General features: G+C 72.1%; 20 protein-coding genes and 1 pseudogene. 6 read left to right on the forward strand and 15 right to left on the reverse strand.

What is annotated here, in order from left to right:
* Positions 1-24: 24 nt before the first annotated feature.
* Positions 25-768: a class I SAM-dependent methyltransferase gene (locus tag CLV43_RS06295; protein ID WP_106186113.1), complete on the reverse strand. Its 744-nt coding sequence runs from the start codon at positions 766-768 to the stop codon at positions 25-27.
* A gap of 252 nt (positions 769-1,020) precedes the next feature.
* Between CLV43_RS06295 and CLV43_RS06300 the strand changes: the two genes are divergently transcribed.
* The 4 genes from CLV43_RS06300 to CLV43_RS06320 all read left to right on the forward strand — a co-directional run bounded on the left by CLV43_RS06300 (position 1,021) and on the right by CLV43_RS06320 (position 4,998).
* Complete coding sequence (locus CLV43_RS06300) at positions 1,021-1,869, forward strand: DUF4253 domain-containing protein (RefSeq protein WP_106186114.1); 849 nt, start codon at positions 1,021-1,023, stop codon at positions 1,867-1,869.
* A 683-nt stretch (positions 1,870-2,552) separates the two neighbouring features.
* On the forward strand, positions 2,553-3,281 hold the full coding sequence (locus CLV43_RS49120) for an SGNH/GDSL hydrolase family protein (RefSeq protein ID WP_245886191.1): 729 nt from the start codon (positions 2,553-2,555) through the stop codon (positions 3,279-3,281).
* 56 nt (positions 3,282-3,337) lie between these two features.
* Complete coding sequence (locus CLV43_RS06315) at positions 3,338-4,324, forward strand: hypothetical protein (protein WP_211304296.1); 987 nt, start codon at positions 3,338-3,340, stop codon at positions 4,322-4,324.
* Between the two features lie 101 nt (positions 4,325-4,425).
* Entirely contained in the window at positions 4,426-4,998 is a 573-nt protein-coding gene (locus tag CLV43_RS06320) for a TetR/AcrR family transcriptional regulator (protein WP_106186115.1), read from the forward strand.
* 54 nt (positions 4,999-5,052) lie between these two features.
* Here the strand turns inward: CLV43_RS06320 and CLV43_RS06325 are convergent, their stop codons facing one another.
* From CLV43_RS06325 to CLV43_RS06365, 9 genes and pseudogenes are all read right to left on the reverse strand, one after another.
* Positions 5,053-6,303: an SGNH/GDSL hydrolase family protein gene (locus CLV43_RS06325; protein WP_106186116.1), complete on the reverse strand. Its 1,251-nt coding sequence runs from the start codon at positions 6,301-6,303 to the stop codon at positions 5,053-5,055.
* Positions 6,300-7,424, reverse strand: a complete 1,125-nt coding sequence (locus tag CLV43_RS06330; RefSeq protein WP_106186117.1) for an endo-1,4-beta-xylanase — start codon at positions 7,422-7,424, stop codon at positions 6,300-6,302. The genes CLV43_RS06325 and CLV43_RS06330 overlap by 4 nt, the downstream gene beginning before the upstream one ends.
* Before the next feature lie 171 nt (positions 7,425-7,595).
* Complete coding sequence (locus CLV43_RS06335) at positions 7,596-8,300, reverse strand: substrate-binding domain-containing protein (protein WP_106186118.1); 705 nt, start codon at positions 8,298-8,300, stop codon at positions 7,596-7,598.
* A gap of 139 nt (positions 8,301-8,439) precedes the next feature.
* A pseudogene (locus CLV43_RS49990) lies at positions 8,440-8,571 on the reverse strand (LacI family DNA-binding transcriptional regulator); the annotation flags it as partial.
* Between the two features lie 102 nt (positions 8,572-8,673).
* A complete protein-coding gene (locus CLV43_RS06345) occupies positions 8,674-9,936 on the reverse strand; it encodes a DUF2252 domain-containing protein (RefSeq protein ID WP_106186782.1) in 1,263 nt (420 codons plus the stop codon).
* A gap of 169 nt (positions 9,937-10,105) precedes the next feature.
* Positions 10,106-10,417 (reverse strand): hypothetical protein, encoded by a 312-nt coding sequence (locus CLV43_RS06350; RefSeq protein WP_106186119.1) that lies wholly within the window; start codon positions 10,415-10,417, stop codon positions 10,106-10,108.
* Between the two features lie 90 nt (positions 10,418-10,507).
* Positions 10,508-11,548: a Glu/Leu/Phe/Val dehydrogenase dimerization domain-containing protein gene (locus CLV43_RS47630; protein WP_170155714.1), complete on the reverse strand. Its 1,041-nt coding sequence runs from the start codon at positions 11,546-11,548 to the stop codon at positions 10,508-10,510.
* Complete coding sequence (locus CLV43_RS06360; protein WP_342749758.1) at positions 11,545-12,330, reverse strand: FAD-dependent oxidoreductase; 786 nt, start codon at positions 12,328-12,330, stop codon at positions 11,545-11,547. The genes CLV43_RS47630 and CLV43_RS06360 overlap by 4 nt, the downstream gene beginning before the upstream one ends.
* Positions 12,300-12,623: an FAD-binding oxidoreductase/lyase gene (locus CLV43_RS06365; RefSeq protein ID WP_146174661.1), complete on the reverse strand. Its 324-nt coding sequence runs from the start codon at positions 12,621-12,623 to the stop codon at positions 12,300-12,302. The genes CLV43_RS06360 and CLV43_RS06365 overlap by 31 nt, the downstream gene beginning before the upstream one ends.
* A gap of 206 nt (positions 12,624-12,829) precedes the next feature.
* Here CLV43_RS06365 and CLV43_RS06370 point away from each other — a divergent pair, with 206 nt between their 5' ends.
* Complete coding sequence (locus CLV43_RS06370; protein ID WP_106186121.1) at positions 12,830-13,807, forward strand: hypothetical protein; 978 nt, start codon at positions 12,830-12,832, stop codon at positions 13,805-13,807.
* A 45-nt stretch (positions 13,808-13,852) separates the two neighbouring features.
* On the opposite strand, the gene CLV43_RS06375 is transcribed toward CLV43_RS06370, so the two are convergent.
* Positions 13,853-14,116 carry a hypothetical protein gene (locus tag CLV43_RS06375; RefSeq protein WP_106186122.1) on the reverse strand — a complete coding sequence of 88 codons (264 nt, stop codon included), beginning with the start codon at positions 14,114-14,116 and terminating at the stop codon, positions 13,853-13,855.
* 86 nt (positions 14,117-14,202) lie between these two features.
* On the opposite strand from CLV43_RS06375, the gene CLV43_RS06380 reads away from it, so the two are divergent.
* Positions 14,203-14,679 (forward strand): MarR family winged helix-turn-helix transcriptional regulator, encoded by a 477-nt coding sequence (locus tag CLV43_RS06380; RefSeq protein ID WP_106186123.1) that lies wholly within the window; start codon positions 14,203-14,205, stop codon positions 14,677-14,679.
* Here CLV43_RS06380 and CLV43_RS06385 read toward each other — a convergent pair.
* Genes CLV43_RS06385 through CLV43_RS06400 form a run of 4 tightly spaced genes read right to left on the reverse strand, consistent with a single transcriptional unit; the run spans position 14,643 to position 18,796 of the window.
* Entirely contained in the window at positions 14,643-15,698 is a 1,056-nt protein-coding gene (locus tag CLV43_RS06385; RefSeq protein WP_106186124.1) for an ABC transporter ATP-binding protein, read from the reverse strand. The genes CLV43_RS06380 and CLV43_RS06385 overlap by 37 nt on opposite strands.
* On the reverse strand, positions 15,698-16,519 hold the full coding sequence (locus CLV43_RS06390; RefSeq protein ID WP_106186125.1) for a carbohydrate ABC transporter permease: 822 nt from the start codon (positions 16,517-16,519) through the stop codon (positions 15,698-15,700). Before CLV43_RS06390 ends, CLV43_RS06385 begins: the two co-directional genes overlap by 1 nt.
* Complete coding sequence (locus tag CLV43_RS06395) at positions 16,516-17,415, reverse strand: carbohydrate ABC transporter permease (protein WP_106186126.1); 900 nt, start codon at positions 17,413-17,415, stop codon at positions 16,516-16,518. The genes CLV43_RS06390 and CLV43_RS06395 overlap by 4 nt, the downstream gene beginning before the upstream one ends.
* The gene (locus tag CLV43_RS06400; RefSeq protein WP_106186127.1) at positions 17,402-18,796 is read right to left on the reverse strand and encodes an extracellular solute-binding protein; all 1,395 of its coding nucleotides are present in this window, start codon (positions 18,794-18,796) and stop codon (positions 17,402-17,404) included. The genes CLV43_RS06395 and CLV43_RS06400 overlap by 14 nt, the downstream gene beginning before the upstream one ends.
* Positions 18,797-18,988: the final 192 nt, after the last annotated feature.

An 18,988-nucleotide genomic window follows, 5' to 3' on the forward strand; every position in this document is an offset into this window, starting at 1 on the left:
TCTCACGCCCGCCCCGCCGACGCGTCAGCCACCCAGCCGGTAGACCGACACGTGCGAGGTGGACTCGCCCGTGAACGGCGCGCCCCGCCAGTCGGCGTGCCTGGTCTCCAGGGTGAACCCGGCGATCCGCGCCATCAGGTCCAGCTCGGCGGGCCACACGAACCGATGGGTGCTGCGGGACAGCCGCGCCTCCCGCTTCCCGTCCTCGTGGAAGCGGAAGTGGTGGGAGACCAGGTGCTGCGGCACGAGGTCGTAGGTGTCCAGGCCGATGTAGCCGGGCGCGGTGCCGAACACCGCGGCGTCCTGGCCGGGTGGGAGCACGCGCAGGTCCGGCACGCCCAGCTCGACCACGAACCGCCCGCCCGGAACGAGGTGGCGGGCCGCGTTGACGAAGCACCGCACCTGCCCGTCCTGGGTGAGCAGGTTGGAGATCGTGTTGTAGACGAGGTACACCAGCGTGAACTCCCCCGGCACGACCGCGGTCGCCATGTCCCCCACGACCACCGGCAGCGCCGCCTCGTCGACCTTCTCGCGCAACCGGGCGAGCATCGGCCGGGACAGCTCGACCCCGCTCACCGGAACCCCGCGCTCCAGCAGCGGCACCGCCACCCGCCCCGTCCCGACCGCGAACTCCAGCACCCGCCCGCCACCGGCCAGCTCCACGAGCCGGTCGACGGTCGGCGTCAGCACCTCCGGCGCGAACATCCCGGTCCCCGGCGTGTCGTAGCCCTCGGCCGCTTCCACGTCCCAGATCTCGTCCTGTCGCATGCCCCGATCCTGGCCGCGGCCGGGCGACGACGTCCAACGGTTATCAGGCGAGGTCACGGTTCACGGCGACCATCGTCCGCGCGGTGGTGGGGTCGCGCCTCGGCTTACGAGGCGACCAGGGCGTCGCCGGATGCGGTACCCGGCGGGAGTCCGCAGGGAACCGATCGGTCTTCGCCGTCCGCGCCCGCGCGTACTGGCGACGCGCCGACGTTCCCTCCGCCCGCTGTCGGACCGACGCCCTACGCTTCGCCCGTGACCTCCGAACCACCGCTCCCCGCCGAGCTGCGGGCCCTGTTCACCGACGGCACCGACGGACGATCGCTGGCGGTCGGCCTCCCGCCGGGCCGTCCCGTGGTCTCCGAGGAGGAGGAAGGCGACCGGCCCGCGTTCTGGCTCAGCGACAAGCCCGCCCCCGAGGGCCTGTGGGCACGGCTGCGCGCCGAGCACGCCAGGTCCGGCCTGTGGCCGCTGCTGCTCGACGCCCTGGACGACGACGACGAGGAATACCGCCCCTGGGGCAACGGCGAGGTCGTGCCCGGCGACATGTCCTCCCCCGCCGACCACGACCCGGCCAAGCTGCTCGCGACCTGGTGGGACGACTACACCTCCGAGAACCCCGACGACACCCTCACCCCCGCCGAACGCCTCGCCGTCACCGCCCCCTACGGCCACACCTGGCCCGGCCTCTCCCAACCACCACCCGCCCGCATCGACCCCGACCGCGCCGCCGACGGCCTCGCCGAACAGCTCCTCGCAGGCCACAACTCCATGCGCCTCGGCCTGGTCGCCGCCACCCGCGGCTCCGACGCACTCACCACAGCGGGCTGGACCGGCCCGGTCAACCACACCAACGACACCGCCGAGATCTCCGCGGTCCTGCGCAACTGGGAAGACCGCTTCGGCGCCAGGATCATCGGCCTCGGCTTCGCCACCCTCGTCCTCAGCATCTCCTCCCCACCCACCACCCAGGCCGAGGCACTGGCCGTAGCCGCCGAACACTTCGCCTTCTGCCCCGACAACATCTGGCAAGGCACCGAAACCCTCTCCGCCTACGCCGAACGCCTCATCAACGACCACTCCTGGACCTTCTGGTGGGACTAACCACCTGACCAGCCAGCAAGCAGCCCAACGACGCTGGAAGCAGCGACCAAGCTGCCCGACAACGCTGGCACCAAAAGCCAACGGTCCAGCGACGCTGGAAGCGAGCAACCTCCCCGGCGGCGCTGGAAGCGAGCGGCGCTCGTCCGCTAGTGCGGTCGGCTTGACTTGGGGTTTTTGGGCTTAAAATCGGTCGGCGGGCAGGCTCCACCACCTGCCCTTTTTCGCCCGACGAAGCCCAAAAAAGGGGCCCCAAGTCAAGCCGACCGCACCCGGAGACAGCTGTAGCGACACCCCCGGAGACCGCGGCACCGACACCCGACGCCAAGCCGCTACCCAAAGCACCACCCGCACCACTCCACAACATCGACCCACCATGATCACTCCGTTACCCTGAGTATTCCTGGGAACGCTCCCAGAACCTCAAGACAGGGGCAACGGTGCTCACCAACTCGACCCCACCCGCACTCCAGGGCCTGGAGCTCGACTCCGGGGCACGGACGGCTGGTCGGCGAACGCCTGGGCACCGCGCACACGCAGATCGCCGTGGGCGGCGCCTGCCTCGTGCCGGCCGCCGACGGCTGCATCGGCATGAGCGCCGGTCGACCCCGCTCATCTCCGCGACGCTGGGCTCCTGACCCACCGTCCACCAACGACACCCTGCCGGAGAATCGACGAGGATCCCCTTGAGCCACAAGCTGTTCGCACTGGCGGCACTGGCCGGTGACGCCACCATGGCCGATCCCAGGACGAGCTGCCCGGTCGGCTGGGGCAACCAGTTCGACGCGCTGTTCGACGACGGCGTCACCGTGGTCAACAACGCGGTCGCGGGCCGCAGCGTCCAGACCTGGCTCCACGAGTCCGCCGTGACGGGCGCCAAGGACGCCGCGGGCGAGTGCGTCCTGAGCTCGCAGACCTACTCCCAGCGCTGGTCGGGCATGCTCGACCCGTCCACCGGCATGAAGTCCGGCGACTACCTGGTCGTCCAGTTCGGCATCAACGACGGCGACCCCGGCTGTCCGCGGCACGTCGGCTCCGCGCGCTACCAGCAGCTGCTGGCCGTCATCGCGAAGGCGGCCGCGGACCGCGGTGTCCGGGCGATCTTCGTGACACCGGTCGCGGCGATCACGTGCAGCGGCAGCACGGCAGTCGGCAACCGCGGGTTCCTCACCGAGACCTCCGCGGCGGCCACCGCCGCAGGGGTCCCCCTGATCGACCTGCACAAGCTGAGCCTGGCTCTCTACAACAACCTCAAGCTCTGCCCCAACAACGGGGACTACGGCAGCGGTCCGGTGGGGGCGTTCTTCTGCGCCGACCACACGCACTTCGAGGCGGCGGGCGCGAGGCAGATCGCCGTCGTCGTCGCCACCGCCCTGCGGAACCAGCGGATCGACCTCGCGAGCCACCTCAAGTGACCGGTGGGCACGGGGGTGTCCACCGCGGCGCCCCCGTGCCCGGACAGGAGACCCCGATGAAGCTCGTGCTGCCCCTGGCCGTCCTCGTCCTGCTCGGCACGACGGCCACCGCTCCCGTCGCCGAGGCGGGCCCGCTCACCACCGCGCACACGGTGGGCCGGGTGACCCCGACCGGCCACGCCGTCCGGTACACGTGGCCGGGGATCTCGTTCGAGGGCCGGTTCCGCGGCACCGGCGTCGGGATCGCGCTGGCGGACGGCGTGAACGACTACGACGTCCAGGTCGACGGGACCACCGTCGCCACCCTCGTCACGCCCGGCCGCACCACGTACTGGGTGGGCGGCCTCTCCCCCGCCGTGCACGACGTCCGCCTGGTGAAGCGCACCGAAAGCCCGTGGGCGGAAGGGGAGTTCGACGGGTTCGTCGCCGCACCGGGCGGTGCCCTGCTCCCGCCACCGCGGGCTACGGCAACGCGTCCACGACCCGCGACTGCTCGACCACCGGCGGCGTGGACCGCAACACCGACGCGGACCTGTCCTTCGGCGCGCTCACCGCGCGCGGGCTCGGCGCCGACTACCAGATCACCGCCCAGTCCGGCCTGGGCATGGTGCGCAACTACGGCGGCGGCAGTCCCGACGTCGACTTCCGCACCTCCTACGACCGCGCGTCCCAGAACGGCGGCACCTGGCCCGTCCCCCGCACGTGGCATCCGCAGGTCGTCGTCGTGGGCCTGGGCATCAACGACTTCTCCACGCCGGTGGGCCCCGGCGAGCGGTGGACGCCGGAAAGCCTGGTGTCGGCGTACGAGGAGGCCTACCACGGGTTCCTGGACCACCTCCGCGCCCGGTACGGCGCCGACACCACGATCGTCGTCAGCGCCACCGCCGCGGGCGGGACCACGACGTTCGCCGACTCGGCCCGCCGGGTCGTCGAGGAGCACAACCGGCGGGGCGACGGCCGGGTGCACTACTGGTACTACGACGACCCCCGCCTCGACCACCTCGGCTGCGACTGGCACCCGTCGCTCGCCGACCACCGGGTGATCTCCGAGCTGCTCACCGCGCGCCTGGCCGAGCTGCCGGTCCGGTGGTGACGGCGCGGTTCGCCCCGGATGACATCCGGTGTCGTCGGTTAGGATGGCCGGGTGGGCAGATGGGAACCGGACGCGCGTGACCGGCTCAAGCGCGCCGCCGTGGACCTGTTCGTCGAGCAGGGGTTCGCCGAGACGACGGTCCCGCAGATCACCGCCCGTGCCGGGCTCACCACCCGCACGTTCTTCCGGCACTTCGCGGACAAGCGCGAGGTGCTGTTCGTCGGCGAGGAGGAGTTCCCGGCGCTGGTCGCGAAGATGATGGCCGACGCGCCGCCGTCGCTGGGACCGATGGCGGTGATCCTGCACGGGTTGCGGACGATCGCCGAGGGCGTGTTCGAGGGGCAGCGCGAGTACATGCGCACCCGGCGTTCGGTGATCCAGACCGACGCGGGGCTGCGGGAGCGGGAGCTGTGGAAGCTCTCCGCGCTGTCGAAGGCGATCCGCGAGGGCTTCCTGGAGCGCGGGGTGGACGACCTGACGGCGACCCTGGCCGCGCAGGCCGGGGTGACGGCGTTCGGCGTGGGGATCACCCGGTGGCTCGACCAGGACGACGGGTCGCTGGCCGAGATCGTGCGGGACACGCTCGACGCGCTGCGGACCGTGCTCGCGGAGCCCGTGGAGTAGGTGCGGGCGGTGCGAGGTGACCTTGGGCGTCGGGAGGTCACCCCGCACCGGTCCTCAGCGGAACAGGCGCAACGGGACCGCCGCCGCCAGTGCCGCCATGCCCGCGTCGTTCGGGTGCAGGTGGTCGCCGCTGTCGTAGCCCGCCAGCAGGCGGTCGGGTTCGGCCGGGTCGCGGACCGCGCGGTCGAAGTCGACGTAGCCGTCGTACTCGCCGCTCGTCCGGATCCAGCGGTTCACGGTCTGGCGGGCGGCCTCGTTCTCCGGGCTGTAGAAGCCGAACGTGTCGTCCTTGAACGGCGTGATGGTGCCGCCGTGGACGAGCAGGCCGTGTGCGTGCGCACGGGCGATCAGCCTGCGGTGGCCGTCGATGACGTCCTGGGCGCTCACCCTCTCCGACTCGGGTGCGCTGGTGCCGGGGTGGCCGAGGTCGTTCACGCCCAGCAGCACGATGACGTGGGACGCGCCGGGCCGGGCCAGGACGTCCCGGTCGAAGCGGCGCAGGGCGGCCTGGCCGAAGTAGTTCGCGTACCCCTCCGCCGGGCTGCCCGCGGGCGGGTTCGGGTCGTGCAGCAGGCGGTTGCCGCTGATGCCGGAGTTGACGACGCCGAGGTGGCGCAGGTCGCGGTCGGCCTGGAACCGGCGGGCCAGCACGTCGGGCCAGCGGCGGTCGGCGCCGCGGGTCGTCTCGGCGCCGTCGGTGATCGAGTCGCCGAACGCCACCACGGTGGAGTCCCGACCGCCCGTGACGCTGACGCCGGTGAGGAAGTACCACTTGCCCAGCACCTCGGTGGGCGTGATGTCCGCGCTGCCGGTGACGTTGCCCGCCGCCGCGTAGCCGTCCTGGTAGGGGAAGGCGTGCACGGTGGTCGCCGGGGTCCGGCGCGGCAGGTGGACGCTGACCACCAGGTCGGAGTCGGCGGCGACGGACAGCGCCACGGGGTCGCTGAGCAGCGGCGCCCCCGGTGGCACGGTGGCCGACGCGCGCCCGCCGAACGTGAGCCGCCGGTCGGTGCGCGGGTCGACCGACGACGTCGTCCCGGCGCGGCGGGCCACGTGCGCCTCGCCGATCACCAGCGGCTGGGTGCCGAACTCGTTGGACAGCCGCACCCGCAGGCCGCCACCGCCCACCGAGAGGTGGACGACCTGCCGCAGCGTCTGGTCCTCGAACGCCGTCGTGTCCGAGGCGGGCACGGTCGTGGGCGAGGTCCCCCACGCACCGACCCACGACCGGTGCGGGGTCGCGGACGCCTGCGGCGCGCACAGCAGCAGCGCCGCCGCCGCGACGGCGGCCAACCCCCGCTTCACCGGCGCGCCTTGTCCAAAGTGGACCGCAGCGCGTAGTAGGCGGGCTTGCGGGAGAAGTCGTCCCACATCACCGTCGCCGCGCCCTCGCCCTGGAAGAACACCGGCACCCAGGAGTACTTGTCGGTGAAGCCCCAGATCGTGAACGAGTCGCAGCCCTTGACGTTCAGGCACGCGGTGAGCGTGCGGGTGTAGTAGTCGGCCTGCTGCGCGAGCTGCGCCACGGTCGGCACACCGCCCTCGGGCAGGTCCATCCGCACGTCCAGCTCGGTGATCGCGGTGCCGAGCCCCAGCGCGGAGAACCGCTTCAGGTTGGTCTCCAGGTCACCGGGGAACCCGTAGCGGATGCTCAGGTGCGCCTGCGCGGAGAAGCCGTCCACGGGCACGTGCTCGGCGCGCAGCCGCTTGATCAGCGCCAGGTAGGCGTCGCTCTTGGCGTTCACGCTCTCGACGCCGTAGTCGTTGAAGAACAGCTTGGCCTTCGGGTCGGCCTCGTGCGCCCAGCGGAACGCGTCGGCGATGACGCCGGGTCCCAGCTCGCGGAGCCAGATGTTGTCCGCGGTGCGCAGCTCGCCGGTGTCGGTGAAGATCTCGTTGGCCACGTCCCACTGCAGGATGCGGCCCTTGTAGCGGCCGACGACCGTCTTGATGTGGTCGCGCAGGATCGAGCGCAGCTGGTCGGGCGTGAAGTCGCCCTGCTCCAGCCACGCCGGGTTCTGGCTGTGCCACAACAGGGTGTGCCCGCGCACGACCTGGTCGTGCTGCCGGGCGAACCTGACGATGGCGTCGGCCATGCCGAAGTTGTAGCGGCCCTGCTCCGGGTGGACGTACTCCCACTTCATCTGGTTCTCGGCGGACACCGAGCCGAACTCGGCGCCGAGCACCTTGCGGTAGGGCAGGTCCGAGGTGAACGGGTCGGGGTAGGGCTGGCTCTCGTGGTGCCCGCCGCCCGCGACGGCGGTCCCGATGTGGAACCCCTTCGGGGCGGCGCGGCGCAGGGTGTTCTTCCCGGCGTGGCCGGGCGACCGGTCGTCGACACCGGGCGCGGCCGAGGTCGCGGGCGTCAGCGGGACCGTCAGTGCCACGGCGGCGAGCACCGCGGTGGCCAGGCGGGTCGGCTTCATCAGGCTCTCGCTCCTTTGCGACGGCTTGATTCCGAAACTTTCGACCGTACAGGTGAAATGTTTCGGTACGCCGGACCTTAAAAGGACAGCCGCGTCACCGTCAAGGGTCGCCAAAGCCGGCGAGGCCACCGAGGACCCGCCGTGGAAGACCTACCAGGGGCTACCGCGTTCTCAGACCGCCACGCTGCTGCGGCGCACCGTGAGCCCGACCGGGACGCGGGCGCGGCCGACACCGCGGGACGCGGGTTCCAGCAGCACCATCGTCGCCGACGCCGCCAGCCGCTCCACCGGGCTCGCCACCGACGTCAGCGGGACGCTGGCCGACGAGGCGAGCACGCTGTCGTCGAACCCCACCACGGCCACGTCGTCGGGTACCCGACGACCGGACTCGGCCGCCGCCTGGAGCACCGCCGAGGCGGTCAGGTCGCAGGCGGCGAAGACCGCGTCCACGTCCGGGTGCCCGGCGAACAGCTCACGGGCCGCCCGCAGCGCCGTCGGACGGGTGAAGTCGCCCTCCAGCGACACCGGCTCCAGCCCGACCTCCGCCATCGCCTCCAGGTACCCGGTCCGCCGGTCCACCGCGCACGGGTTGTCCACCGGGCCGTGCACGGCCGCGATCCTCCGGCGGCCGCTGTCGAGCAGGTGCCGCACCGCCATCCGCACCCCGGCCGCGTTGTCCGGCTCGAAGAACGGCACGCGCGGGGCCGACCGCCCCATCGACACCACCCGGCCGTCGCGCCGCAACCGCGCCGCCAGGTCGGCGTGGACGTTGACCAGCAGCGTCCCGAGTGGACGGGTGTCGGCGGTCAGCAGCCGCGCCGTCCCGGCGCGCGTCACCAGCTTCACGCGCAGCTGGACCTCGTTGCGCGCCAGCACTTCCACCCCCCCCGGAGATGACCCGCGAGTAGTGCGGGTTCGCGCTCAGCGCCCGCGGGTCGTCGTCCACGATCACCAGGTCCACCACGTCCGCCTGCCCGGACACCAGCGCCCGCGCGCCCAGGTGCGGCTGGTACCCGGTCTCCGCGATGATCCCCCGCACCCACTCGCGCACCGGTGGCGCCACCCCCGGCTGGTTGTTCACCACTCGCGACACGGTGGCACGGGACACGGCCGCGGCCCTGGCGACGTCTTCCAAGGTCGGCCTCATCGGCACACCTTGGATGCCAACGACTTCCGGGTGCGCGGGGTTTACCGGACCCCGACGACGGCAGCGGGTCCGCCGATCGGGCGGCGGACCCACCCCGAGCCGTCAGCGCGCCTCGGTCGACTCGATCCCCTTGATCCGCCCCTCGCGGAACGCGTCCACGAACAGCCGGTGGTCCTCGCGGGTCTGCGCGGCGTAGCGCAGGGCGAACTCGACGACCGAGTCGGCGAACTCGGTGTCGCGGTCGCCGATCGCGGCGGCGATGGCCTCCTCGCACTGGAAGTCGACCAGCGTCTGCTCGGAGTCGGAGTCGGCGACGCAGTGCATCTTCGCGGTCGCCCGGCCGAGATAACCCAGCACCGGCAGCATGTCCGCGGGCTCGGTGAGGTCCGACCAGTCCAGATCCGAGACGTACGGGGACAATTCGGACACCACGTACCCCACGCCGTCGATCTCGGTGTGCCCGAGCCACGGGTCGGCGTGCGCCTGCAACGCCCGCTGCGACACGGCGGTGCGGTGGCCGTGGTCGGTGAAGTACTCGCGGATGTGCTCGTCGCGCACGATCCGGCTGGGGGCGGCCACGTTCGCCTGCTTCATCGACAGGACGACGTCGTTCTCCAACGCCTGGGTGCGACCCTCGACCAGGACGTTGTACGCGGGCAGCCCGGCCGAGCCGATGCCGAAACCGCTGCGCCCCACCACGTCCTTGACGGCGTAGGTGAGGCTGCTGCTCGCCTTCTTGCCGGAGGGGATGGTGTCCAGGTAGCCGGCGAACGCCCGCTCGACGGCCGCGCGCTCCTCGTCGCCCAGCTCCCGCACGCCCGCGCGGTCGCGGCGGAACCGCCGCTCGTAGTCGACGATGACCGTGGTGTCGTCCAGCAGCTCGACCCTGGTGGCCAGCCGCGCCTGCAGCAGGACCTGGTGCAGCGCGCCCTCCGTGCTGTCGAGCCGGAGGCTGAACAGCTCGTCGTTCGGGTTCTCCGCGAAGGACCGGACCTGGTTGACGTAGGCGGTGACGTAGGTGCGGACGAGCTCCTCGATGATCCGGTCCGACAACGCCTTGCGCCAGCCGAGCAGCGCCATGCTCGCCGCGAACCGCCGCACGTCCCACGTGAACGACCCGAGGTAGGCCTCGTCGAAGTCGTTGACGTCGAACACCAGGGTGCCCTCGGCGTCCATGTAGGTCCCGAAGTTCTCGGCGTGCAGGTCGCCCTGGATCCACACCCGACTTGTCCGCTCGTCGGCCCATTTGTCGGGTTCCTGAGCCATGTCCGCGTAGAACAGGCACGCGCTCCCGCGGTAGAACGCCCACGGCTCGGCCGCCATCTTCCGGAACTTGGCCCGGAAAGCGGCCGGGTCGGCCGACATCAGGTCCTCGAACGCGTCCTCGAGGACGGCGACGATGCGATCGCCTCGATCAGTCAAGGCAGTGCCCCTTTCATCGAGCGGACCTCCCCGCTCCACGTCCAAGACGCCCCGGACGGCACTCCGGTTCCCTCGTGGACGGTCGTCCGTTCAGCAGGGGCAGATCACATCATCACCTCGCGGGCGCCCCGACGGCGGCCCGGCGTCGTCGCGGCGCGGTCGCGGTCGCCGCGCACGGGCACCCGGTGCACGCGGGCTGGTGCACCACCCGCGGGGTGAACGTGCGCCAGTTGCGGAACTGGATGGCCCCGAACCAGAGCGCGGACGCGGCGAGCCCGGTCAGCCCGGTCACGATCCCCAGCATGATCCACATCACCTGGGTGCCCAGCCCGATCACCCACCCCACGCGGTGGTCGCGCGCCAGGTAGGTGCCGCAGCCACCCACGATCGGCAGGACCCAACTCAACACCACGACCCAGTTCATGATCGTGAGCTTGCGCCGCCCCGGCCGACCTTTCCGCGTCACACGACCCATACCGGGTGATCTCCGACCACACCTTCGGGACCCCGGAGGTCACGCGGGCGCCGGGCACGCGCGCTCCGGCACCGCGAAGCGGCGCCCGCACACCGCGTCCGGTGACCTGTCGAGCAGCAGGCGCAACGCCACGTCGACCCGCAGGGCGTCACCTCCGGCCAACCGCGGCAGCTCGGCGGTCCGGTCGGCGACCGTCGCGGCGACGAACCGGTAGACCTCCTGCGGCGGGCACGACCGGAACTCCGCGGGCCGGTGGTGCTCGACCGAGTCGCAGATGACCGCGCCCGCGTTCGCCACCACGTCCGGCACGCACAGCACGCCGCGCGCGACCAGCCGCCGTTCGACCGCACGGCTGGTGAACGGGCAGTTCGCGCCGCTCACCACGACCCGGCAGCGCAGCCGGTCCGCGACGCGCTCGTCGACCACGCCGGAGGCCGAGCAGAGCACCAGCACGTCCACCGGCCGGTCCCACCAGGCCGCCGCGGGCGGCAGCGCGGTGCAGCCGGGCACCGGCCGTGCCGACGGGTCGTGGTCGTAGGTGGTGCCCCGGCCGCCGTCCCCGGCGAGCATCGCGGCCACCGACGCGCCGGTCTTCCCGACGCCGTGCACCAGGAACGCCCTCCCCGCGACCGGTCCGCCCACGGCCTGGCGGACGGCGGCGACCACGCCGTGGGTGGTGGCCAGACCGGCGTCCACGGCGGCCAGCACGTACGGCGAGAACCCGGCCAGCACCCGCATGTCGGCGTCGGTGGTGTTCATGTCGCAGCCCGTGTACAGCCTGCCGCCTTGGCTGTTGAGGACGTCCCCCACCGCACGCGGCAGCGCGCCCCGGTCGACCGTCGTGGGGTCCGCGCTCGCGGTCAGCTTCGCCCCGGAGAACCCGGTGGCGTAGAGGGTGTGCTTGAGCGTCATCCGGCGGGCCAGCCGCACGCCGTCGCCGAGCGCGCGGTGCTCGCTGCCGTAGGCCAGCAGCCGCAGCCCGCCGTTGGCCGGACCGGCGTCCAGGGCGCGGTCGCGCACCACGAAGAGCACCACCCCCTCGTCGGTCCGGACGCGCTCGACCAGGTGCCGCCCGGTCACCGCCACGACCCGACCGCGGTGGGGCGCCACAGGTCCGGGCTCGACGCCGCCGTGGTGACGTCGTGGCCGGTGCGGCCCTCCAGGGCGAGGTCGACGCAGATCGCACCGAGCAGCGGGGCGATCTTGAACACCCAGCCGGTGACGCAGACGACGACGTCGGGGTGTCCCGGCACGAGGTCGACCAGGGTCTCGCGCGCCAGCAGACCGGGCGCGTCGGGACGGGTGAACAGTGAGCAGACGCACGCGGAGGCGTCGACGGGGGTCGGGTCCAGCCACGGCATGTGCCCGCGCACCCAGTCCCCGATCAGGGCGACGACCCCCTGGTCGGGCGGTCCAGGCCGGTCGTCCGGTTCGCGCCGGACAGCGCTCGGGTAGTTCGCGCCGACCCGCGCGAAGCCGGGGCGTTCCCAGGACAGCTCGGGGAACCCGTAGTAGAGACCGGGATCGGTGCCGGTCGAGGCCTGGAAGTCGATCCACGTCGGCAGGTCCGCGGCCGGCGAGGTGGTGCGGAAGTAGGCCGAGACCATGGTCCACGTCCTGGTGTCCAGCTCCAGACCCAGCAGCCGCAGCACCGAGTTGGTCTCCGGACCGGCGGCGATCACGAGCTTGGCCGCGTGGACGGTGGTCCCGGCGTCGGTCTCGACGCGGACGCCGTCGGCACCGGCGCGGATCGCGGTGACCCGCTCCCCCTGCCGCAGCTCGACGTGCGGCGAGTCGCGGGCCGACCGGTGCAACGCGCGCAGGGTCGCCTTCACGTCGGTGGCGGCGCCGTCGGGCTGCAGGAACCCCGTCCACCACGCCGGATGCCCGTGAAGCCGAACCGCCGGGTCACCTCGTGGGCGGTGAGGCGTTCGAACGGCACGTCCAGCTGGGCCATGATCCGTTGCACCGCGTCGATCCGCCCTTCCGCGCCGGGCGCGCGCGGGTCGCCGAACCACAGGCAGCCCGTGCGGGTGTTGAGCTCCTCGTCGGTCCCGGCCTGCAACCGGGCCCACAGCGGGAGGGAGGCGAGCACCAGCCGCGCCACCGCCGACGACGACCAGGTCGACAGGCCCGTGCATCGGCGTCTCCTCACCGGGCGGGCTCGTCCGCGCGCCGCCTCAGAGGAATAGCGCGCGTGGTGGACCCGCGGGCGTCCCGGACCGGCCGCTTCACCTGAAGGTGTCCGCTGTTCCGAGGGTCGCTCGCGATTCGTGGACGGCCCAGATCCGATTCGTTTTCGCGATGCCGCGGGGAGAACTCCACCCTGACGGGGGATCGGGCGCCGAATAGCCTCGACGGGTGAAGATCCGCGCCGATGACCTCGTTCTGCACCTCAACGACTACCACTTCATCCACCTGTACCGGAACGTCAACGCCGGCACGATCCACACCTCCACCGCACCGCACGTGGTGCTGCTCGACGAGTTCCGCGACTGGAACGGACTGGCCGCCGCCGCGGCCGCGGCGAAGAAGGCGGACTTCACGTTCGGCGGGATCGAGTGGACCAGGAAGGGCAACGAGATCTTCCCGTCCGACGGCGGCAACGCGGTGGCGTTGAGCGGTCCGGACATCCAGACCCTGGTCTCCTTCCTCAACGACGACGTCGGGATCCCGGCCGGGAAGCGGACGAAGGACTTCGACAAGGCCCTCCTGCGCGTCGAGTCGATGCGCAAGGCGAAGGCCTCGAAGGAACTGGGCTTCCAGTGGCCCGCGAAGCTCCCCGGCGGCGTGCGCACCAAGGCGGGGAAGAGCGGGGCCACCAAGTCCGAGCACTTCGCGTGGGGCCCGAACGGCGCCGTCGAGTACCCGCACGTCCACCTCTTCCTCGACGCGCACGGGTTCGTGACGGAGGGCAGGGCCACCCTCGTGCCGGCGCACGGCACCTCGACAAAGCGCGGGTTCCCGCTCCTGAACGACCTCACCTTCGACCGCTCGACCGCGCTCGGGACCGACGACACCGCGCTGCTCGAACTGGAGAAGGTGATGAGGTCCGTCGTGTACGGCGAGGACTTCCAGGGCGGCCCCGCGAAACCCCAGGAGGACGCTCCCGCCGAGCCCGTGCACGAGAACGCGGCCCACTACGAGTCGTTCGGGATCGCGTGGAACGTCCCCACCGCCTGGGTCGCGGCCGTCTTCCCGGAATGCGGCATCGAACTGCACGAGCTGGGCGACTTCGGCCCCAAGGACCTCGTCCAGATGGCGAACCCGCCGGGCGGGAAGCCGCGGTTCACCGTGCCGGACTCGGCCTACGACAAGAGGGGCAACAGCGACTACTGACCGCTCCGGGGAGGACCCCGCTGGTCCTCCCCGACCCCGGTGGCCTCACTCCCCCGCGATCACGTCCGCGAGCGCCGCCGACCGGGGCGCGAAGACGTCGAGGACGCCGACGGCCCGCAGCGCCGGGACCAGGCGGCGCAGCTCGGCCAGGACGCCGTCGTGCTCGGGCGAGCCGGGCCGGAGGTCGTCGAGGCGCTTGGCGTTGGCGACGAACGCCGCGACGCTGCCCTTGCGGACCTCGACGCCGTTCAGGACACCGAAGTCCACGCCGTCGGGCAGGACGTCCTCGGGACGAACGGGCTCGGTCATGGCTGCCTCCTCACCAAGTGCGTGTAATCTACACGCACCTTGACGGTAGCAGGAGGTGCGTGTGGATTGCACGTACCCTGGGTCACATGTCCAGACGCGACGACGGGGCGCGGGTCGCCGCCGCCTTCGGCGACCTCCTGCTGCGCAGCAGCCGCGCCCACCTGTACCGGGTGCTGATCGCCGACACCGAGGGCGTGGACGGGACGACCTACCCGGTGCTGTCCGGGCTCGCCCGCCTCGGCCCGGCGACCACCAGCGAGCTCGCCGCGCGGATCGGCCTCGAACGCACCGTGACCACCCGCTACGCCACCCGCCTCGAACAGGCGGGGCTGCTCGCCCGACAGCCCCACCCCACCGACGCGCGTGCCACCACACTGGTGCTCACCGAGCTCGGCGAACGGACCGTGGGGGCGATGCGCGAGCGGCTGCGGGACGTGTTCGTCGACGCCATGGCCGACTGGACCGCCGAGGAGTCGGCGACGTTCACCCGCCTGTTCGACCGGCTCGTCACCGGTCTCGCCGATCCTCAGACGGCCCCGAGCAGCAGGCCGTCCTCGCCGTAGCAGAGCAGCCGACCGGGTGCCGGGCAGGCGTGCAGCGCGTCACCGACGGCGGGCTCCTCCTGCTCCGGGACGGTCAGGCCGACCAGCGTGCCGCCGGCGCACTCCAGCGTCACCAACGAGGTCACACCCAGGTTCTCCACGATGGACACCCGACCGGCGATCCCCTCCGCCGCGACGGTCAGGTACTCCGGCCGCACGCCCACCACGACGGGCGTGCCGTCGGCGAGGTCGGCGGGCAGCGGCAGCAGCGCGCCGACGCACTCGACCCCGTCGCCGCGGACCACGCCGTCGAGCAGGTTCATCGGCGTGGAGCCGATGAAGTTCGCGACGAACGTGTCGGCGGGCCGCTGGAACACCTCACGCGGCGTGCCGAGCTGCCGGATCCGGCCCGACTCCATGACCGCGATCCGGTCGGCCAGCGCCAACGCCTCCGCCTGGTCGTGCGTCACGAACACCGTCGTGAGCGCCAGCTCCCGTTGCAGGCGCTTGAGGAACGTCCGCGCCTCCAACCGAAGCCGGGCGTCCAGGTTGGACAGCGGCTCGTCGAGCAGCAGCACGTCGGCCTCCACCGCCACCGCCCTGGCGAGCGCGGTGCGCTGCTGCTGGCCGCCGGAGAGCTGACCCGGCCTGCGGTCGAGCAGCCCGGACAGGCTCAGTCCCGCCGCGGTCCGCTCGGCCACCTCGCGCTGCCTCGCCTTGGGGGCGCGGCGGACCCGCAGCGGGTAGGCGATGTTCTCCGCCACGGTCATGTGCGGGAACAGGGCGTAGTCCTGGAACACCATCGCGACCCCGCGCGAGCCGGGCTGCTCCCGCGTCACGTCGCGCCCGCCGATCAGGACCTTCCCGTCGGTGGCCTGCTCCAGTCCCGCGATCGTGCGCAGCAGCGTGGTCTTGCCGCACCCGGACGGGCCGAGCAACGCGAACAGCTCGCCGTCGACGACACCCAGGTCCAGACCGTCCACCGCGCGCACCCCGTTCGGGTACACAGTGGACAGACCACCGATCTCGACGCCCGCCATCAGCTCTTGATCCCTCCGTGGAAGCGGAACCCGTACCGCTTGCTGACGAACAGGTACAGCACGACCACCGGGATCGAGTACAGCAGCGAGAACACCGGGATGACCGCAAGGTCGGCGCTGCCGCCCTCGTCCTGCAAGGTGCGCAGCAGCACCGCCGCCGGTTGCTTGCCGACGTCGCGCAGCAGCAGGAACGGCAGCAGGAAGTTGCCCCACGCGTTGACGAACGACCACACCAGGATCGTCGCGACCCCCGGCCGCGCGACCGGCAGGACCACGTGGCCCAGCACCTGCCCCGGCGAGGCGCCGAACACCCGCGCGGACTCCTCGTAGGAGCGCGGGACCGAGTCCACGAAGTCCTTGAGGATGAAGATCGCGGCGGGCAGCATGCCGCCCGCGATCACCAGGGCCGTCCCGAACCGGGAGTCGATCAGACCGAGCTGGAGCATCAGCACGAAGATCGGCACCATCGCCGCGGTGCCGGTCACCACGCTGGACAGCAACAGCAGCAGGTACAGCAGCGCGTCGCGGCCGGGGATCCGCACGCGCGAGAGCGAGTACGCGGCCAGCGCGGCGGACACCGTCGTCACCGCGGTCGCGACCACGCACAGCAGGACCGAGTTGACCAGCGACGTCACCGCGTACGGGTGGCGGAAGGTGGTCGCCACGTTGGCGAACGTCCAGTCCGGCCACCGCAGTCCCAGCCCCGGCCGCGCGTCGAACGGCGCCGAGGCCAGCCACAGCACCGGCACCGCGAAGAACGCCAGCACCACGGCGACCAGGACGTACAGCCCGATCCGCCGCACCACCCACGCCGGGGTCACGCCCGCCTCCGCAGCAGCCTGAGGTACACCAGCGCGACCACCAGGTTGCCGACCAGCAGCAGCGATGACATGGCCGACGCGTACCCCAGCCGCCCGCCCTCCAGGGCCTGCCGGTAGATCAGCACGGGCAGCACCTCCGACTCGTGGTTCGGGCCGCCCGCGGTGAGCAGGAACGGCGTGAAGTCGTTGGCGGTCCACAGGCTGATGAGCAGCGTGTTGGTCAGCACGTGCCCGCGGATGTGCGGGAACACCACGTCGCGGACCGCCTGCCACCCGTTCGCGCCGACCAGCCGCGCGGTCTCCAGCTGCGACGGCGGCACGGCGGCCAGCGCGGAGGTGTAGAGCAGCATGGAGAACGCGGTGCCGCGCCAGACGTTGAACACGACGAGGCTGACCATGGGGTACTGGACGAGCCAGGCCGTCGTCGGGTCGTCCAGCAGCAGGCCCAGGGTGCCGCCGTCGCGGCTGAGCACCGCGAACCAGAGGTAGGCCACCACCGGGCCGGGCAGGATCCAGGCCAGCAGCACCAGTCCCTCGGTGGTGCGGCGCAGCCACGGCCGCACCCGGCGCAGCAGCCACGCCAGCGCGAAGCCGAGGGCGTTCTGGCCCACCACCGCGGACCCGAGGACGAACAGCGCCGTCAGCCACAACGAGTTCGTGAACAGCGCGTCGTCCAGCACCGCGGCGAAGTTGTCCAGTCCGACCGCGCTCGGCGCCGCGGCCGCCGGCCCGGTGAGCTGGTAGTCGGTGACGCCGATGTAGAGCGTCCACAGGGCGGGGAAGACCAGGAACACGCCGACCAGCAGCAGCGCGGGCGCCACGAACCCGACCGCCCGCGCGACACCGAGCCCGGCCACGTCGCGGGGCCCGCTCGCGCGGAGGTCAGCCCGTGGCAACGGATCCCTCGCCGACGGCCTTGACCAGCGCGTCCTGGTAGGCCTTCGCCGCGTCGTCCGGGCTCTTGCCCGCGACGACGTCGGCGGTGGCCTGCTGGAGCGCCGCCGACACCTTCGGGTAGTCCGCGAGCCCCGGCCGGTACCGGGTGATCGGCAGGACCTTGTCCGCGACGAAGGACAGCATCGGGTCGCCCGCCAGCACCTCGTCGTTCACGTCGCCCCGTTGGGTGATCTGGGCGGTGCCCGCCAGCGAGGCCTTGACCGCCTCCGCGGAGTTGAGGAACCGCATGAACTCCCAGGCCTGCTTGGGGAACCGCGAGTTCGGGTTGACCACCCGCACGCCGCCACCGGACATGCTGACGAAGTCCTGCCCGCCGACACCGGCACCGGGCCGCTGGGCGGGCATCAGGGCCCAGCCGACGGCGGCGTCCCGGTCGGCCATCTTCGCCACGCCGTTCTTGGGCTCCACCACCGAACGCCAGAAGTAGTCGCCCTCCAGCAGGATGCCGATCTTGTCCTCGGCGAACAGCCGGAAGGACCGGTCCCGCCCGTTCGCCTCCTGCTGCAGCACCGGATCGCCCAGCCCGTCGCGGTAGATCCGCTGGTAGAGACCCAGGACGTCCTTGACCCCGGAGGTCGCGCCCTGCCACTTGCCGTCCTCGTGCACCGGCTTCCCGGTACCGACCAGCGCGGGCAGCACACCCTGCATCGAGGTCGCCTCGCCCATCGCGGTGCCCGCGTTGAGCTGGAGGGGCGTGACACCGGGCAGCGCCTTCAACGCCGCGGCGGCGGACAGCAGCTCGTCCCAGCTCCTCGGCTGCCAGTCGGCGGGCAGCCCGGCCTGCGCGAACAGCTTCTTGTTGTAGTACAGCACCCGCCCGTCGGTGCCCATCGGGACGCCGTACCGCTTGCCCTCGAACCGGCCGAGCCCCTGCACCGCCTCCGGGATCTGCTTCCAGCCGTCCCACGCGTCGACATCGGCCTTCCCCACGACGTCGTCGAGCGGCTTGACCTGTCCCGCCTGGGCGAATTCTCCCAGCCAGATGCCGTCCAGCTCGACCACGTCGCCGCCGCCACCGGTCTTGAAGTCCAGCGCGACCTTGGTCTTGAACGCCTCGTCGGCCGTGCCGCTCTGCTCGAACCTCACCGCCATCGTCACGCCCTTGGCCTTCTGGGCCTCGGTGAACCTCGGGATCACCCAGTTCGCGATCCAGTCCGCTCCGCGCGCGTTCTTCCCGCCCGACACCGCGTTCGCGACGATCGTCAACGTCACGTCCTTGGCGTCGGCGTTGCGCGCCGGGTCCTCGACCGTCGTCCCGCCCAGGCACCCGGTGACCAGAACACCCACCGCCACCAGCACGAACGCCGTTGTCCGTCCCATCCGCGATCCCCCGCCCACAGGTCCCGTCGGTACGCCGGACTCCAACATGGCACCCGAACCGCGCAGCCGCAGCGCCCTAATGGGCGACTCCGGCGCCTCACTCCCCGTCGTCGCGGGTGGTACCGCGGTACTACGCCGCATGCCGCCGATCGCACCACGGGATGACGAACCACCGCCGCCGCACCTCCTAGC

The organism is Umezawaea tangerina (assembly GCF_003002815.1).
In the GTDB taxonomy this organism is placed as follows: Bacteria; Actinomycetota; Actinomycetes; order Mycobacteriales; family Pseudonocardiaceae; genus Umezawaea; species Umezawaea tangerina.

Excerpts from the sequence above, each read along its gene's own strand:
- CLV43_RS06345 (WP_106186782.1), bottom strand. The coding sequence starts at position 9,936 with ATGTCGGCCGACCCGGCCGCTTTCCGGGCCAAGTTCCGGAAGATGGCG.
- CLV43_RS06400 (WP_106186127.1), bottom strand. The coding sequence starts at position 18,796 with ATGGGACGGACAACGGCGTTCGTGCTGGTGGCGGTGGGTGTTCTGGTC.
- CLV43_RS06350 (WP_106186119.1), bottom strand. The coding sequence starts at position 10,417 with ATGAACTGGGTCGTGGTGTTGAGTTGGGTCCTGCCGATCGTGGGTGGC.
- CLV43_RS06385 (WP_106186124.1), bottom strand. The coding sequence starts at position 15,698 with ATGGCGGGCGTCGAGATCGGTGGTCTGTCCACTGTGTACCCGAACGGG.
- CLV43_RS06295 (WP_106186113.1), bottom strand. The coding sequence starts at position 768 with ATGCGACAGGACGAGATCTGGGACGTGGAAGCGGCCGAGGGCTACGAC.
- CLV43_RS06330 (WP_106186117.1), bottom strand. The coding sequence starts at position 7,424 with ATGAAGCCGACCCGCCTGGCCACCGCGGTGCTCGCCGCCGTGGCACTG.
- CLV43_RS06380 (WP_106186123.1), top strand. The coding sequence starts at position 14,203 with ATGTCCAGACGCGACGACGGGGCGCGGGTCGCCGCCGCCTTCGGCGAC.
- CLV43_RS06375 (WP_106186122.1), bottom strand. The coding sequence starts at position 14,116 with ATGACCGAGCCCGTTCGTCCCGAGGACGTCCTGCCCGACGGCGTGGAC.
- CLV43_RS06315 (WP_211304296.1), top strand. The coding sequence starts at position 3,338 with ATGAAGCTCGTGCTGCCCCTGGCCGTCCTCGTCCTGCTCGGCACGACG.